Raw genomic sequence first — 14,265 nt, forward strand, 5'->3', positions numbered from 1 at the left:
CTCGCTCAGCCGCTCAGGGCGATCCCGAATGCCTCGCGCAGTTCCCTCCTGCCTTTCGGCGTGACGATCAATGCGCGGTCTTCCAGGCTCCGGCGTATCCATTGGCGGTCCATGCCGAGCTTCAGCAGTGCCGCGCCCAATGCGCCGCCGAGGTGCGGACGGCGCTCGCTCCAGTCGATGCAGGGATAGGCGAGCTTGCGGCGATGCGGGAACGCGGTGTCGATGCCATAACCGGCGAGCGCCTCTTTTCCGGCCGCACTCAGGTCGTATTCGCGCTTTGCGGCGTCCTTCTCCAGCCACCCGCGTTCAAGCAGCCTGTCGTGCCACCGCACGCCGAGTTCACCGGCGGCGTGGTCGTAGCAGGTGCGCGCCAGCCGCAGCGATTCGGGCGTGCTCGACCGGATACGTCCCGCAGGCTCCGCGACCACGAGCAGGGTTTCCAGCGAACGTGCCACGTCTTCGCCGGTGAGCCGGTAGTACCGATGGCGCGACTGGGCCAGCACTTCGAGCAGGCCCGCACTCACAAGCCGCGCGAGATGCGCGCTCGCGGTCGACGACGCGATGCCCGCCACCGTGGCGAGCTCCGTCGCCGTCCGCGCCGTGCCGTCCATGAGGTGGCACAGCATCCGGCCGCGCGCAGGCTCGGCAATGGCCGAGGCCACCTTCGACAATCTGAAGCCACTGTCGTCGTCGCACATGGTGGTCGCTCCTCGCCCGTCAGGGCCGTGGTGACTCGTCGCGGTCCATCAATCCATAATCGCGCAGGACCTCGACGCGCATGGCACGCACCCCGGCAAGCAGACTGCCGCTCACCGGTTCCTCGCCCAAGGCGAGCGCGTGCGACGGATCGCGGATATTGACGAACACTTCGTACCCGGCGGCGGCGAGCCTGCCGGCCTGGCCTTCGAGCGATTGTAGAAGCACGAGGTCGCCTCGCCCATCGACGATGTTGCCGACGCGGATGCGGTAGTCCTTGAGGAGACCGCCGCGTCCCTTGTCCTGGGCCGAACGATGGAGTGCGTTTTCGCGCCAGCGGATAGCCGCCGCTTCGTTTTCCCAGAGGGAGAGGGACACGAGGCGGCCCGGCCGGTGCCGGCTGCGGAACCTTTCGTTCCCGATGAAGCCTTCGACGGTCGCCAGTCGCGGCGCGAGGCTCGCCGCCAGACCGAGGTACGCCTCGAAACACTCCGGATCGGGTTCGACCTCGAAGATCACGGCGACGCTCATCGACCCGCCTCCGAGGTGGCGCGGATGAAAGCGGCGACGCTCTCGTACAGCGACCAGCGCTGCCGCTCGAGGTGCATCACATGGGTGCCGTCGTCGATGCACAAGCGCCATTTCATCGGCGACGACGTGAACTTTCCGAGGAACGCCGAGGCTTCCGCATCGTTCACGACGGTGTCGTAGTTGCCGAACACCACGAACACCGGCGCGCTCACGTCGGCCGCGGCATACGGGTATGTCCCAGCGACGCCTTCGGCGATGTCGACGTTCGAGCCGTTGGGAATTCGCATCCGCTCCGGCGCGTCGTCGCCGACGGTGGGCGTGGAAGCCCTGAATTCCCGTGCCCATCGCTCGCTCACAGCGGGCTCCAGGAGTACTTTCCCGGCCGGAAGCACCTTCTCGAAGCGAAGCTGTTCCAGGCGCTGTCCGGCGGTGAGGGGAAACCAGGCGACGTTCGGCGCCTTGTTGCCGCCCGCGCCCGGCTTCGGCACGATCGGCCCGAACAGGGTCAGTGAGGCAAGCTCGTGCGGGTACCGCGCCGCGTACGCCGCCGCAGGGATCGTTCCCCACGAATGCGCCACGATGTGGACGTCCATGACGCCCTTCTTCCCGTGCATGTAGCTCACGGCCGCGGCGATCTGCTCGGCCGCTTCGGGTGCACGGTCCACGGGCGGCGCGGCCGATGCGTCTCCCTTCATCGCGGCAGGCATGCTGGACCCGCCGTAGCCGAGGAAGTCGAGGCCGCAGGCGAGGTAACCCTGCCGGGCCATGTAGTGCATCCACGAATCCCCGGGACGGAACTGGAATCCGAACGCGAGCTTCGTGGGAAACGTCGAGCCATGCACGAACAGCACGGCCTTGCCTGTATCGCCACGCGGCGCCACGCAGTGCAGCGCCACGTGTTCCCCGCCACCGGGCAGGGGAATGTTCGTCGTCTCGATGAGCATGGCGCCGAGGGCCGCCGAGGCCATGGCACCGATCATCAGCATCGCCATCCGGATCTCGCTCTTCCACCAGGAAAACCGGAGCCTAGGACGACGGGAGGCCTCACGTTTCGTCCGAGACCGAAGCGTCGTTGCCGGCGCCCGGCCCCGGCGAAGGCGTTACTTCACTTCGTTGATGCGCACGTGATTGCCCGCCGGGTCGCGGAAGGCGCAGTCGCGGATGCCGTAAGGCTGCATGGTGGGCTCCTGGACCACCTCGGCACCGCTGGACTGAATGCGCTCGAAGGTCGTATCGAGGTCGCGGGACGCGAGGATGACCATGGCGTAGGTGCCTTTGGCCATCATCTCTGAGATCGTACGGCGCTCGTCGTCGGTGAGCCCGGGCGTGGCCGCCGGCGGATGCAGCACGATGGAAACGTCCGGCTGGCCCTTCGGGCCCACGGTGATCCAGCGCATGCCGCCATAGGCGACGTCCTTGCGCACCTCGAAGCCGAGGGTGTCCCGATAGAAGACCAGGGAGGCCTCGGGGTCGACCTGCGGGAGGAAGCTGGAGTGGATGTTGATATCCATGACGATCGGTTCCGGTGAGTGGCGAAGTCCACGGCGATCAGTCTAGGGACGGCTCGGTCGCCTGCGCTTCTCGATTCCTGACGGGTCGGCTGATCTGTTTCGCGATGCAGGCCGGCATGCCTTCCGTGGCCTGGGCTTCACGAGCGCGATAAGCGCTGGGCGGCATGCCCACCAGCTCGGTGAAGCGCGTGCTGAAGGTGCCCAGCGACGCGCAGCCGACGGCGAAGCAGACCTCGGTGACGCTGAGTTCGCCCTGGCGCAACAACGCCATCGCGCGCTCGATGCGCCGGGTCATCAGGTATGCATAGGGCGATTCCCCGTAAGCCAGCCGGAACTGCCGGCTGAGGTGGCCCGCGGACATGCCGGCGGCGCGGCCGAGGGCCTCGACATCCAGCGGCTGCGCGTACTCGCGGTCGATCCGGTCGCGGACACGGCGAAGACGGGCAAGGTCGCGCAGGTGCTGCGCGGGGGCGGGCTGGCGGGTCATGCGCCGATCGTGTCACGCCGGACGGGTCGGCTCAACCAAGGCCAGCCGCGTACCTGCGGTCCATCCACCCATGCTAGGCTCCGTGCGACCAGGCGACTTCCTATGTCCGATCCCTCTTCCGTACCGACCGAGCTCAGCGTCATGGCTTCGCTGGACACGGCGAGCGTCTCGGTGCGCAACGTGGTATGCCATGGTGGCTGCGCCCATCGCGGGCCCGAGGAGTGCGCGGCTTCCACCTTCCTGGTCTTTCCTTACCGCGGCGTCTATGTGCGCCACGTGGGCCGCGAGCAGGTCGTCGCCGATGCCAACCACGTCGTCTTCTTCAATGCGGAAGAGGCCTACCGGATCGCCCATCCGGTGGATGGAAGCGACGCGAGTCTCTCGCTGCAACTGCCTCCCGCGCTGCTCGACGAGCTGGCTCCCGCCGTGCTGCTGAAGGGGCAGGCGAATCCGGGGTTCCGGAAGCAGTACCGGCGTATCGACACCGATGCGCAGGCGCTGGTGGCGTCGATCCGCTCCGGGCTGGAAAGGAAGACGATGGAACCGCTGGAAGCCGAGGGCCTGCTGCTGGATCTGGTCGTCCGCAGCCTTGGGCCGCGCAGCTCGCACGCCACGCACGCCACGGAGGGCCAGCAGCGGCTCGCCAACCGGGTGAAGCTGCTGCTTTCGAGCGATCTGTCGCGCCGCTGGTCGCTGGCCGGGGTGGGTGCGGAGATCGGGGCGTCTCCCGTCTACCTCACCCAGGTCTTCCAGAAGGTCGAAGGCATCCCCCTGTATCGCTACCAGCTGCGCCTGCGCCTGGCTCGCGCGCTGGATCGCCTGGCTGGCGCCGATCTGGATCTGTCGGCGCTGGCGGCGGATCTCGGGTTCTCCAGCCACAGCCATTTCACCGCAGCCTTCCGTCAGGCCTACGGGCAGACCCCGGCCGATTTCAGGCGCGGCACGAACGGACGCTAAATATTTCGACAGCCCGGTCCGCGAGGCCATGGTCTCCTTGTCCTGGCCGCGTCGGGCGGCAATCGGGAGACATCATCGTGAGCAGTGTAACGACCAACTTCGGACGCCGTGCCTTCGTGCGTTGGGCGGCGGGCAGCCTGGCGTTGGGCACGCTTGCCGCGTGCGCGCCCGGCGTGGCGAGGATGGCGGCATCGAAGGCGCGAGCGCCGGCAAAGGCGATGAACGCGAAGCAGTTCAATGCGGCACGCCGATACCTTCGCACCGCCTACGGCAATATCGCCCATGTCGAACAGGGAAGCGGCGAGACCGCCCTCTTCCTCCACGGCTTTCCCTTGAATGGCTTCCAGTGGCGCGGCGTACTGCCGCAACTGGCCGACGCGCGACGCTGCATCGCACCCGATTTCCTCGGTCTCGGCTACACCGAAGTGGCCGCGGGCCAGAGCGTGGCGCCCGCGGCGCAGGCAGACATGCTTGCGGCTTTCATGGACGCCCTCGGCATCGCACGCGCGGATATCGTGGCGAACGACAGCGGCGGCGCCGTGGCGCAACTGCTGGCGACGCGGCACCCGGAGCGCGTACGCACCCTGCTCCTCACCAATTGCGATACGGAGCACGAGTGCCCGCCGGCGGCGATGGCGCCGGTGATCGCCATGTCGCGCGAAGGCACCTATGTCGGCAAGTGGCTGCGTCCCTGGCTCGAGGACAAGACCCTTGCACGTTCGCCGCAGGGGCTGGGTGGCATGACGTACTGCTATCCGGATCACCCGACCGACGAAGCGATCGACATGTACCTGTCGCCGCTCGTCGCGCACGCCGAGCGCACGCATGCCTATGCGCTCGCACTCGAAGAGAACTCCCTCGCCGGCATCGGACCGCGTCTTGCGGCGTGCACGGTGCCCCTGCGCGTCGTCTGGGGCATGTCCGATCCGATCTTCTCGCCCGCCGGCGCGGAATACCTCGACCGCGCCTTTCCGCGTTCGCGGGGCGTGCGCCGGATCGCGCAAGCGAAGCTGTTCTTTCCCGAGGAATTTCCCGATGTTGTCGCCACCGAAGCACGTGCCCTCTGGGCGGCGTCATGAAAAACCGAAGCTGAGGCTCGAGAAGTCGGTTTCGTAATCGGCTTCCCCGTCCGCCGGCAGTACGCGAGTCCAGATCACGTTGAGCAACCAGCGCCCTTGCACCGGCAGCGCGAACGTCGCGCGGCCGGTGCCGTCCGTCACGTGGATTTCCACCGGCTTCTCGTCGTGGTCGAGGTCGGTGAGTTTCACCGTGGCGCCGGCCAGCGCCTTGCCTCGGTAGACGATGCGCAGCGGCAACGCGGGAGGGCGCGGCAACGCATAGGGATTGACTTCGGGCACGATCTCGAGCGGCAATCCCACGGGCTCGGTAACCGGTGCCTGCGCGCCGGCATCGAAAGCCCCCGCCTGCATGATGACCTTCGCGCGCCGGCTGTATACCTCGGTTTCGTCGTAGTCCATGCGATGCTCGCGGCGGCGCCGCTCCAGTGCGGGGGTCAGGCCTTCCGCCGTCAGGTAATCGTTGAACCGAAGCGACGGGAGATGACTTTCCGCGCGATGGTCCGTCTCGAGCACGATCAGGTACGTGCCCCTCCCCTCCAGCGACAGGTGGCCGTCGTCCGTCCCGCCACCCGGGTGCAGCGAGCGGGAAAGGTCCGCGGTCGCCGCGAAAGGCCCGATACGCTGGAACCGCGTGATGCGACTGGCGGGAATCGGCGAACGCTGCCGATACGGGCCGTGCCCGACCTGCAACGTAAAGGCCGTCGATGCTTCCGGGCTCACCCGGAAAGTCCGCGGCTCGACCCAGAAATCATGCGCCGCAACCGCTCCCGCGAGACCGAAGCAGCTCAATGCCATCCAGGAACGCATGGTGGGTTTACTCCAGGTGATCGGGCGCGTAGCCCGGGGTGACGGGAAGCAGGGCAAGGGTCGCCGTGAGCGCGGCCACCGCGAGCAACCAGCTGATGAGCACCTGCAAGGCGACGGCACGGATTCGATCGCGGTTCATAGGAAGAACCACACGCCGATGACGGCGATCCCCATGCCCGCGAAACGCACGATCCATGCGCCTTGTCTCCAGCGCGCAATCGTGCCGAGACCGATACCGGAGAGATGCAGCGACCCGGTGGCCAGAACGAATCCCGCCGCGTACCCGACGGGCTCGGCGGCGGACGGCAATTCCTTCCCATGGGCGTATCCGTGGAAGAGACCGAAGACGGCGACGATCGCGATCGCCATCCACACCGCCGGGCGCCAGGCCATCGCGATGGACGCGCCAAGCGCGACCACGGAAAACGCAACGCCCCATTCCACCGGCGGAAACAGGACGCCGACCATGCCGAACACGGCGCCGCAGACCATGAGCCCTGGAAACACGACAGGCAGCCGGTAAACCAGGGGGTCGCCGAGGAAAGCGCCCCACAAGCCCACGGACACCATGGCGAGCAGATGATCGAGGCCGCCGAAGGGATGCGCGAAACCGGCGCCGAAACCGCCCGCGAGGCCGGTGCCCGCGTGGGCCATGACCATCGGCACCTCAATCGCGGTAATCATGCCGCTCCTCCGGATTCACACGCTCGGCAGGCGCGAGGAAGGGAAAAACATCGATCGAGGGCACATGGTCGTCATGGTGGACGCCATCGTCGATCGTATGCGTGTCGCCTGCCGCGAGCAGAGAGCGATAGACGTTGACCGCATCGTAGGTCGGCGTCCGTCCGCCGCAATCGGCAGCGAGGTCGTGTCGACCGGACAAGGCGACGAGTTCCACCGCGAACAACTGCGTGCATGCATGCGCCGTGCTGTTTACCCAAAGCCGGTCGTCGGCCAGCAGCGTCGCCAGGCGCTTGTAGCGCGCGCCCATCGGGGCCCCGCGGTCGGCGAGCCATTGGTTGCCGCGAACGCCGTCGTAGCCGTCATACAGTCCCAGACTGCGCTGGATGTCCGGAACGAACTGCCGCGATGTGGCCGGTTCGGCGCGGTTGTAGCGCTCCTTGAGCCGGTCGCTCACGGCGTCCGGCGCGAGCGGCGCCAGCAGCGCGTTGCCCGTGAGCGGGCGGCCCATGCGGTCGACACGCCCGCCCGCGGTCGCCGTCTCGCCCCATACCGCGAGCAACGGACCGCCGGCGCTCACCACACCGAGATCCACGGTCACGACGATGCATGCCGGCGTCCAGCCCGCAAGGAAATTCTTGCCGGGGCCGCCGTCGGTCTGGCGCCAATGTTTCCGGATCGACGCGACGGTTGCCGTATCGAATGCGGGAAATCCATCAGCATCGATGGGAGCCCCGCGCTCGAGCGCGGCCGCGGCGACCTCGAAGGCGGCGCGAGATCCCTTCACGTTATTGAAGAAGGGATCGTCGCGGCGCCCGGCAAACACTTTCAGGCGCCCGCCTGACGAGACGAAACCGCCGGGCGCGTCGACCAGCCCGTCCGCACGCTCGCTACCCGCGACGCATTGCGCGGCGTACGACGCGCCGAACCGGCAGGTGAGCGTGGTGGTGGCGGCCGTCTTGCCGAACGCCTTGCCGCTGTCGACATGGAAGGTATACGCGATCCTGTCGGAAAAACTGTGCCCGACAAGGGTCATGACCAGGTTCAGCCGCCTGCCGTCAGGCGATGTCCAGGCGTAGACGTCGCCGATGTCCGCACGTGGGTCCGCGGCGACGGTGGGGGTGTCGAGATGATCGGACGCGCCGACCGAAGGAGCGCCAAAGGCGCCGGACGCCAGTGCGAGGGGGAGCAGCAGGGTGAGGCCGTTTCGCATGAGTTCCGTACCCGGACGACGTAGGTACGCAGTACATGCGAAGCGACCGTTCCCGGCTGTCGAAATCTTTAGCGAACGTGCCTGCGGGGACCTTGTGGGAGCCGGCCATGCCGGCGATCGCGCGGCAGCGGACCAGCGTGCCGCGAGCACCCATCGGCGCTGAAGCGGCTCCCACGCAAAGCCGTGTCAGAGCTGCGCCGATGCCTTCCAGAGGTCGGTGCCGCCGTCGTTGGCGTAGCGGTCGATCTCCGCCAGTTCGTCCGGCGAGAAATCGAGGCCCTTGAGCGCGCCCAGCGAATCGTCGAGCTGGGCCACCGTGCGGGCACCGATCAGCGCCGAGGTGACGCGCGGGTCGCGCAGCACCCAGGCGATGGCCATCTGCGCGAGGGTCTGGCCGCGTCGCTCGGCGATGGCGTTGAGCGCGCGCACGCGTTCCAGGTTCGTCTCGTTCAACTGACCCTTGCCGAGCGAACCCTCGCGCGTGACGCGGGCATCGGCGGGGATGCCGCCGAGGTACTTCGACGTCAGCAGGCCCTGCGCCAGCGGAGAAAAGGCGATGCACCCGGTGCCCAGGTCTTCCAGCGTGTCGAGCAGGCCGTCCTCGATCCAGCGGTTGAACATCGAGTAGTTCGGCTGGTGGATGAAGAGCGGCACGCGCTCCTCCGCGAGGATCGCCGCCGCCTTGCGGGTCAGCTCCGGCGAGTAGCTGGAGATGCCGACGTACAGCGCCTTGCCCTGGCGATGCAGGTGCGCCAGCGCGCCCATCGTCTCTTCGAGCGGCGTGGTGGGATCCACGCGGTGCGAATAGAAGATGTCCACGTAGTCGAGGCCCATGCGCTTCAGCGACTGGTCGAGACTGGCGACGAGGTACTTCCGGCTGCCGCCGATGCCACCGTAAGGGCCTGGCCACATGTCCCAGCCAGCCTTCGTGGAGACGATCAGCTCGTCGCGGTACGGCGCGAGGTCGCTCGCCATCACGCGGCCGAAATTCTCCTCGGCCGAGCCGTACGGCGGCCCGTAATTGTTCGCGAGGTCGAAGTGCGTCACGCCGCGGTCGAAGGCGCGGCGCAGGATGGCGCGGCCATTCTCGAAGACGTCGGCGCCGCCGAAGTTCTGCCAGAGGCCGAGCGAGATGGCCGGGAGGTCGATGCCGCTGCGGCCGCAACGGCGATAGGGCATGAGGTTGTCGTAACGATCCGAGGCTGCTTGGTAAGTCACGGTGGGACTCCGGTGGAGGGCTGCGGGGACGGCCGGATGAAGCCCCTCATGTTACGCTTCCCGCGCATGCATCGACGACATCCGCACCATCCCGCATGACCACGTTCGCTTCGGCCCTGCGGCTGTGGTTCGGCATGCTCCTGTGCGGCCTGGCCGTGCTGCTCGCCTCCGTCCTGCTCGGTGGGGCCGATTCCACGCTGGCGGCGTCCTGGCAGGCGCTGACCACGCCCGCGGACACCGCCATGCACGCCATCGTGTGGGAGTTGCGCATCCCCCGTGCCGTGGCCGCCTACGGGGTGGGCGGCCTCCTGGCGATGTCCGGCTGCCTCATGCAGATCCTCGTGCGCAATCCCCTCGCCGACCCATACACGCTGGGCCTCTCCGGCGGTGCCGCCGTCGGCGCGCTGGGTGCCATGCTGGCCGGTGCCGGCGCCGTGCTCACCGCCATGGGCGCCGCCACCGGCGCGCTGCTCGCCTGCGTGGCCGTCTTCGTGCTGGCGCATCGCGACCTGCTGGCCCGCGCCCGCGCGGCGCAGCGCGAGGATTCCACCGACCTCATCCTCATCGGCGTGATGCTCGCCTCCGGCTTCGGGGCCATCGTGAGCATGATGCTGGTCCTGGCGCCCGACAGGAACCTGCGCGGCATGCTGTTCTGGATGATGGGCGACCTGAGCGGCGTGGCGAACGGCTCGATGCCGATCGTCGTCCTCCTGGCCTGCGTCCTTTTCGTCGTGCCGCTGGGCCGCCAGCTCAACCTGCTGATGCGCGGCGAGGAGTCGGCCAGCGCACTCGGCGTGCGCCCGAACGCGGTGAAGTCGGCGATCTTCGTCATTGCCTCGCTCGCCACCGCGGTGGCGGTGACCACGGCGGGCACCATCGGCTTCGTTGGCCTCGTGGTGCCCCATGCGCTGCGGCGCATCGTCGGCAACGACCAGCGCGTGCTGCTGCCGGCCTGCGCCATCGGCGGCGGTATCGTGGTGGTGGTCGCCGATACCGTCTCGCGCATCGTGGCCGATCCGATACAGCTGCCCGTCGGCGCGGTGATGGCGATCATCGGCGTGCCTACCTTCATGTTCCTGCTGGTGCGCCGCCGATGAGCCTGGAGCTTGCCGCCGAATCGCTCACCCTCTGGATGCGCGGGCGCACGCTCGTCCAGGCGCTCGACATGCGCGTCGCTCCCGGCGAGGTCTGGTGCGTGCTGGGTCCCAACGGCGCGGGCAAGTCGACATTGCTGCGCACGCTCGCGGGCCTGCGCGCGGCGGATGGTGGCCGCGTGCTCCTCGGCGGCCGCGACGTCGCGGGCTATCGCCCCATCGAACTGGCCCGCCGTCGCGGCTTTCTGCCGCAGACGATCGTGGATGCCTTCAGCCTCACGGTGATGGAAGCGGTGATGTCCGCGCGTCATCCGAGCCTGCCCTTCTGGGCCTGGGGCGAACGCGACACCGGCAGCGCCGGGCGCGCCCTGCATACCTTCGAACTGGAGGCGCTGGCCGATCGCGACGTCATGACGCTCTCCGGCGGCGAGCGCCAGCGTGTGAACATCGCGGCGCTGTTCACCCAGGACGTGGACGTGCTGCTGCTCGACGAGCCGCTCTCGTCGCTCGACCTGCACCACCAGATGAAGACCCTGCACGAGTTGATGCTCGCCGCGTCCACGCAGGGCAAATCGGTGGTCTACACCGTGCACGACATCAACCTCGCCTTCCAGCATGCGACGCATGCCGTGCTGCTCGACGGCAAGGGCGGCGCGCTGGCCGGACTGAAGGACGAGGTGGTCACCAGCGAGCACCTCAGCGCCGCCTTCCACCATCCCATCCACGGCGTGATGCTCGGCGACGAACTGTTCTTCCGTGCCGGACGCCTGCACGGGGCGCCGCCATGATCCGTTTCCTCGCCGGCCTGGCGATGTGGGTCGCCACCACGGCCACGGCATCCGTGACCGTGGTCGACGATGCCGGACGCACCGTGACCCTGCCCGCGCCGGCACACCGGATCGTCAGTCTCGCACCCAACCTCACCGATACCTTGTTCGCGGCCGGTGCGGGCGCCTACGTGGTGGGAACCTCGCGCTTCACCGAGTACCCGGTGGAAGCGAGGAAGGTGCCGGTCGTGGGCGATGCGACGATGATCGACCTCGAGCGGATCGTCGGCCTGAAGCCGGACATCGTCGTCGTGTGGAAAAGCGGCAATGCCGCGTCGCAGGTGGACAAGCTCGTCCGCCTCGGATTGCCCGTGTTCTATGCGGAAACGACGCGCCTCGCCGATGTGGCGCCGGCGGTGCGCCGCTTCGGCAAGCTCGCCGGAACCGAACACGAAGCCGAGCGGAGCGCGCGCGCCTTCGAGGCGGGCCTGGAGCGGCTGCGCTCGACCTACGCGCGGAAGCGGCGCCTCAAGGTGTTCTACCAGATCTGGGACCGGCCCCTGATGACCGTCGGCCGAGCCCAGATCATCGACGACGCGTTGGACCTTTGCGGCGGCGACAACGTCTTCGCGGACCTCCAGCAAGCCGCGCCCGCTGTCAGCCGAGAGGCCGTCCTCGCCCGAAACCCCGATGTCATTCTTGGTAGCGGCGATTCGGGCGACGCGCTGGAATCCTGGAAGCACGCCCGGTTCCTGGCCGCGACGCGGCACGGGAACGTCCTGTCCATCGATGCGCCGACACTGGCACTCCCTTCCCCCGCGATCCTGCCGGGTGTGACGACGCTCTGCCGCACGCTGGACCAGGCGCGACAGCGAATGGCTCGCTGACGCACCCTTCCATCGCTAGGCCGGCGTCCCGCAATCGCCGCAAAATCGGTCGTCGCCCTGCAACCGGGTACCGCAGCTTGAGCACATGCGCGCAGGCGCGGTGGCCGTGGGTTGGACTGCCGCCTGCGGCTGCGGGCGATGTTCCGCCAGCTTGCGCTTGATCTGCGATACCCCGCCACGCAGGCGGTCTTCGGCGTGCGTGTCGAGGCCCGCACCGAGCGAGTCGTGAATCATGATGTAGCCGAACATCCCGACCAGCACGAACAAGGCGACGAGCACCAGCATCACCACGCCTATGGAAGCGCTTGCGGCGCCTGCCGACTGGAGCTGGTTCATCAAGCCGTCGAAGGGGCCGCGCATGCCGCCGTACCCATAACCGCCCCCCATGGCGCCGAGGATCGAGCCAGCGCCGCCACCGCTGAAGATCGACAGGCTGAGCGTAGAGGTCAGCGTCAGCAGGCCGATGACGAACACCGCGACGGGAACGACCAGAATCGTCAGCACGACGAAATGCAACAAGGCATCGAGTGGCCGTTTCACGACGATGTCGACGGCACGGCCGATCGCACCGAGAACGCCTGCACCACGCCACACCGCCACGAGCATCAGCGGCGTGCCGATGGCGAGCAAGCCATAGCAGAACGCCAGAGCCACCGCTCCCGGACCGGCAAGCAGAAAGGCGAACAAAGTCCCCACGCCGGGGATACGCGTGAGCAGCGACAGCAGATACATCGCCAGCACGACGCACACCAGCCCTAACCCCAGGAGGAGGAAGGCAAGGAACGAGGTCCAGGTACCATGCAGACCGCCCAGGAAGGCCGCGCCCATGCCGCGCAGCGGACGCCGGTCGGCCTGATCGAGCAGCAGCAGGCCGGCACCATTGATCCCGGCGAGATAGACGGTGACGGCAATGAGCAGGCCGACGCCACCGAACAGGACGCCTGCCTGCATCGCCAGCGCTCCGGCCAGCGAAGCGCACATCCCACCACAGACGATGGCGATGGCAAGCAAGGTGAACGCGCGCCAGTTGCGCATACCTTCGTAGCAGCGCACCAACATGCCCAGGCCCGACATCAGCTCACCACCAGCATGGGCACGTCGTTCGAATCGACCTGCCGGCCATCCATCGTCAGTGTCGAGCGCAGCATGTAGCGGCCGTTCTCGATGCCCTTCGGGAGATTGAAGTTGAAGTTGGTCTGGTATTCGCCGGTGCCGCCGATATCGTTGGCGGTCTTGGTCACCGTCGACAGCTGCTTGCCATCGGGCGAAAACAGCGTGAGTGTTTCCGACAGGCGCGGCGCCTGGTCACGCGTTCCGTTCACCACAACGATATTCGAGCGCATTTCTACCGGACTTCCCGCACGCACCGTAGTCGAAGGCTGCAAGGCGCTCTGGTAAGCCGAGACGGTGTTGTTTTCGGGAAGCGCGCCGCGATCCCGCACGTAATCGGCCTCCACCGCGGTGCGCTCGCGTACCTGACGCGCGCGATAGTTGTACACCGTGCATGCCAGAGCACCGAGACCGGCGCCGACGGCGGCGCCGACGAGGTGGCCCTTGCCCTTGCCGAACAGCGCGCCCGCGAGCGCACCGACCGCGACGGCCGCGCCCGTATTGCATCCGGAAGACTCTGGTTGCGCCGCAGGTTGCCCGGCATAAGGGCCACTGGTATGCACGCCGCCTTGTGCCGGCACCTGCGCACAACCTGCAATAACGGCGAGGGTGGCGCCGCTGGCGATCAGGCCGCATGCGCGCATCGATCGATAGAAAATCCTCATGACGAACTCTCCCTTTACTGGATGGAAATGCTGTTCATGGCCTGCTGTTGCGCGCGTTGCGCTTCGTCAAGCAGCTGCTTCGCCCGCGCCAGTCCCGGATTGACGTCCAGTGCGGCGCGCGCGTTCGCGATCGCGGTGGAATAATCCTGCCGGGAGAAGGCGCTTTCACCCTTCCGCACCAGCGAAAGCGCTACGTCTTGCATCGAAGGCGTGACCGTGGGGCGTGGCGGTTGTCGCTTGGCAGGCGCCGGCTTCTCGGCCGTAAGCGGCGCGGCGCGCGGGATCGACAGGGCGACTGTTTCGACGATCGGCGCCGTGGCGGCGGGCGCCGCATGAACGGTCGGTGCCGGGACCGGCGCCGGCTCGACGACCGCCTCGGACGTCGGTGGCGGAGTTATCGCCGGCGCGGAGCGCACATCAACCGCAGGGGCCGCGTCGGGTGCAGCCGGTGCTTCCGCTACGGGCGGTACGGGGGGTGCGTCATGCCGCAGGAAACTCCAGGTGACGAGGCCACCCAACGCCACGACACCCAGCACGACCGTCGCCGCGATGGCAATGACCC

General features: G+C 67.8%; 18 protein-coding genes. 5 read left to right on the forward strand and 13 right to left on the reverse strand.

Features of this window, described 5'->3' with window-relative positions:
* Positions 1–5 precede the first annotated feature (5 nt).
* The 5 genes from HBF32_RS12950 to HBF32_RS12970 form a co-directional block, all read right to left on the reverse strand.
* Positions 6–698 carry an ArsR/SmtB family transcription factor gene (locus HBF32_RS12950; RefSeq protein WP_166700011.1) on the reverse strand — a complete coding sequence of 231 codons (693 nt, stop codon included), beginning with the start codon at positions 696–698 and terminating at the stop codon, positions 6–8.
* 19 nt (positions 699–717) lie between these two features.
* Positions 718–1,227 (reverse strand): antibiotic biosynthesis monooxygenase family protein, encoded by a 510-nt coding sequence (locus tag HBF32_RS12955; protein WP_166700012.1) that lies wholly within the window; start codon positions 1,225–1,227, stop codon positions 718–720.
* On the reverse strand, positions 1,224–2,219 hold the full coding sequence (locus HBF32_RS12960; RefSeq protein ID WP_166700013.1) for an alpha/beta hydrolase: 996 nt from the start codon (positions 2,217–2,219) through the stop codon (positions 1,224–1,226). Before HBF32_RS12960 ends, HBF32_RS12955 begins: the two co-directional genes overlap by 4 nt.
* 108 nt (positions 2,220–2,327) lie before the next feature.
* Complete coding sequence (locus tag HBF32_RS12965) at positions 2,328–2,738, reverse strand: VOC family protein (protein ID WP_166700014.1); 411 nt, start codon at positions 2,736–2,738, stop codon at positions 2,328–2,330.
* 37 nt (positions 2,739–2,775) lie between these two features.
* Positions 2,776–3,225, reverse strand: coding sequence for a helix-turn-helix transcriptional regulator (locus tag HBF32_RS12970; RefSeq protein WP_166700015.1), 450 nt, complete (start codon positions 3,223–3,225; stop codon positions 2,776–2,778).
* Positions 3,226–3,327: 102 nt separating this feature from the next.
* On the opposite strand from HBF32_RS12970, the gene HBF32_RS12975 reads away from it, so the two are divergent.
* Both HBF32_RS12975 and HBF32_RS12980 read left to right on the forward strand, forming a co-directional pair.
* Complete coding sequence (locus HBF32_RS12975; protein WP_240147831.1) at positions 3,328–4,182, forward strand: helix-turn-helix transcriptional regulator; 855 nt, start codon at positions 3,328–3,330, stop codon at positions 4,180–4,182.
* Positions 4,183–4,259: 77 nt separating this feature from the next.
* Complete coding sequence (locus HBF32_RS12980; RefSeq protein WP_338039779.1) at positions 4,260–5,261, forward strand: alpha/beta fold hydrolase; 1,002 nt, start codon at positions 4,260–4,262, stop codon at positions 5,259–5,261.
* On the opposite strand, the gene HBF32_RS12985 is transcribed toward HBF32_RS12980, so the two are convergent.
* The 5 genes from HBF32_RS12985 to mgrA all read right to left on the reverse strand — a co-directional run bounded on the left by HBF32_RS12985 (position 5,256) and on the right by mgrA (position 9,180).
* Positions 5,256–6,068, reverse strand: a complete 813-nt coding sequence (locus HBF32_RS12985; protein ID WP_166700016.1) for a DUF4198 domain-containing protein — start codon at positions 6,066–6,068, stop codon at positions 5,256–5,258. The two genes, HBF32_RS12980 and HBF32_RS12985, sit on opposite strands and share 6 nt — an antisense overlap.
* Positions 6,069–6,075: 7 nt before the next feature.
* Positions 6,076–6,207, reverse strand: coding sequence for a hypothetical protein (locus HBF32_RS19510; RefSeq protein WP_275690418.1), 132 nt, complete (start codon positions 6,205–6,207; stop codon positions 6,076–6,078).
* A complete protein-coding gene (locus tag HBF32_RS12990; protein WP_166700017.1) occupies positions 6,204–6,752 on the reverse strand; it encodes a HupE/UreJ family protein in 549 nt (182 codons plus the stop codon). The genes HBF32_RS19510 and HBF32_RS12990 overlap by 4 nt, the downstream gene beginning before the upstream one ends.
* Positions 6,736–7,962: a DUF4331 family protein gene (locus HBF32_RS12995; RefSeq protein WP_166700018.1), complete on the reverse strand. Its 1,227-nt coding sequence runs from the start codon at positions 7,960–7,962 to the stop codon at positions 6,736–6,738. Before HBF32_RS12995 ends, HBF32_RS12990 begins: the two co-directional genes overlap by 17 nt.
* Before the next feature lie 186 nt (positions 7,963–8,148).
* Positions 8,149–9,180, reverse strand: coding sequence for an L-glyceraldehyde 3-phosphate reductase (mgrA, locus tag HBF32_RS13000; protein WP_166700019.1), 1,032 nt, complete (start codon positions 9,178–9,180; stop codon positions 8,149–8,151).
* Positions 9,181–9,275: 95 nt separating this feature from the next.
* On the opposite strand from mgrA, the gene HBF32_RS13005 reads away from it, so the two are divergent.
* The 3 genes from HBF32_RS13005 to HBF32_RS13015 are packed head-to-tail and all read left to right on the forward strand — an operon-like array spanning position 9,276 to position 11,928.
* Complete coding sequence (locus HBF32_RS13005; RefSeq protein ID WP_166700020.1) at positions 9,276–10,277, forward strand: FecCD family ABC transporter permease; 1,002 nt, start codon at positions 9,276–9,278, stop codon at positions 10,275–10,277.
* The gene (locus HBF32_RS13010; protein ID WP_166700021.1) at positions 10,274–11,062 is read left to right on the forward strand and encodes an ABC transporter ATP-binding protein; all 789 of its coding nucleotides are present in this window, start codon (positions 10,274–10,276) and stop codon (positions 11,060–11,062) included. Before HBF32_RS13005 ends, HBF32_RS13010 begins: the two co-directional genes overlap by 4 nt.
* Positions 11,059–11,928: a cobalamin-binding protein gene (locus HBF32_RS13015; RefSeq protein ID WP_166700022.1), complete on the forward strand. Its 870-nt coding sequence runs from the start codon at positions 11,059–11,061 to the stop codon at positions 11,926–11,928. Before HBF32_RS13010 ends, HBF32_RS13015 begins: the two co-directional genes overlap by 4 nt.
* A gap of 15 nt (positions 11,929–11,943) precedes the next feature.
* On the opposite strand, the gene HBF32_RS13020 is transcribed toward HBF32_RS13015, so the two are convergent.
* Genes HBF32_RS13020 through HBF32_RS19365 form a run of 3 tightly spaced genes read right to left on the reverse strand, consistent with a single transcriptional unit; the run spans position 11,944 to position 14,239 of the window.
* Positions 11,944–13,002 (reverse strand): zinc ribbon domain-containing protein, encoded by a 1,059-nt coding sequence (locus HBF32_RS13020; RefSeq protein ID WP_166700023.1) that lies wholly within the window; start codon positions 13,000–13,002, stop codon positions 11,944–11,946.
* Positions 13,002–13,703, reverse strand: a complete 702-nt coding sequence (locus tag HBF32_RS13025; protein ID WP_166700024.1) for a hypothetical protein — start codon at positions 13,701–13,703, stop codon at positions 13,002–13,004. The genes HBF32_RS13020 and HBF32_RS13025 overlap by 1 nt, the downstream gene beginning before the upstream one ends.
* Positions 13,704–13,717: 14 nt before the next feature.
* A complete protein-coding gene (locus tag HBF32_RS19365) occupies positions 13,718–14,239 on the reverse strand; it encodes a hypothetical protein (RefSeq protein ID WP_240147832.1) in 522 nt (173 codons plus the stop codon).
* Positions 14,240–14,265: the final 26 nt, after the last annotated feature.

The organism is Luteibacter yeojuensis, assembly GCF_011742875.1.
In the GTDB taxonomy this organism is placed as follows: Bacteria; Pseudomonadota; Gammaproteobacteria; order Xanthomonadales; family Rhodanobacteraceae; genus Luteibacter; species Luteibacter yeojuensis.

Bases quoted from the DNA above. Each gene is read 5' to 3' on its own strand.
- HBF32_RS12955 (WP_166700012.1), bottom strand. From the start codon at position 1,227: ATGAGCGTCGCCGTGATCTTCGAGGTCGAACCCGATCCGGAGTGTTTC.
- HBF32_RS12970 (WP_166700015.1), bottom strand. From the start codon at position 3,225: ATGACCCGCCAGCCCGCCCCCGCGCAGCACCTGCGCGACCTTGCCCGT.
- HBF32_RS13005 (WP_166700020.1), top strand. From the start codon at position 9,276: ATGACCACGTTCGCTTCGGCCCTGCGGCTGTGGTTCGGCATGCTCCTG.
- HBF32_RS12965 (WP_166700014.1), bottom strand. From the start codon at position 2,738: ATGGATATCAACATCCACTCCAGCTTCCTCCCGCAGGTCGACCCCGAG.
- HBF32_RS13015 (WP_166700022.1), top strand. From the start codon at position 11,059: ATGATCCGTTTCCTCGCCGGCCTGGCGATGTGGGTCGCCACCACGGCC.
- HBF32_RS12990 (WP_166700017.1), bottom strand. From the start codon at position 6,752: ATGATTACCGCGATTGAGGTGCCGATGGTCATGGCCCACGCGGGCACC.
- HBF32_RS13020 (WP_166700023.1), bottom strand. From the start codon at position 13,002: ATGTCGGGCCTGGGCATGTTGGTGCGCTGCTACGAAGGTATGCGCAAC.
- HBF32_RS13010 (WP_166700021.1), top strand. From the start codon at position 10,274: ATGAGCCTGGAGCTTGCCGCCGAATCGCTCACCCTCTGGATGCGCGGG.
- HBF32_RS12985 (WP_166700016.1), bottom strand. From the start codon at position 6,068: ATGCGTTCCTGGATGGCATTGAGCTGCTTCGGTCTCGCGGGAGCGGTT.
- HBF32_RS19510 (WP_275690418.1), bottom strand. From the start codon at position 6,207: ATGAACCGCGATCGAATCCGTGCCGTCGCCTTGCAGGTGCTCATCAGC.
- HBF32_RS12975 (WP_240147831.1), top strand. From the start codon at position 3,328: ATGTCCGATCCCTCTTCCGTACCGACCGAGCTCAGCGTCATGGCTTCG.
- HBF32_RS12995 (WP_166700018.1), bottom strand. From the start codon at position 7,962: ATGCGAAACGGCCTCACCCTGCTGCTCCCCCTCGCACTGGCGTCCGGC.
- HBF32_RS13025 (WP_166700024.1), bottom strand. From the start codon at position 13,703: ATGAGGATTTTCTATCGATCGATGCGCGCATGCGGCCTGATCGCCAGC.
- HBF32_RS12950 (WP_166700011.1), bottom strand. From the start codon at position 698: ATGTGCGACGACGACAGTGGCTTCAGATTGTCGAAGGTGGCCTCGGCC.
- HBF32_RS12960 (WP_166700013.1), bottom strand. From the start codon at position 2,219: ATGGCGATGCTGATGATCGGTGCCATGGCCTCGGCGGCCCTCGGCGCC.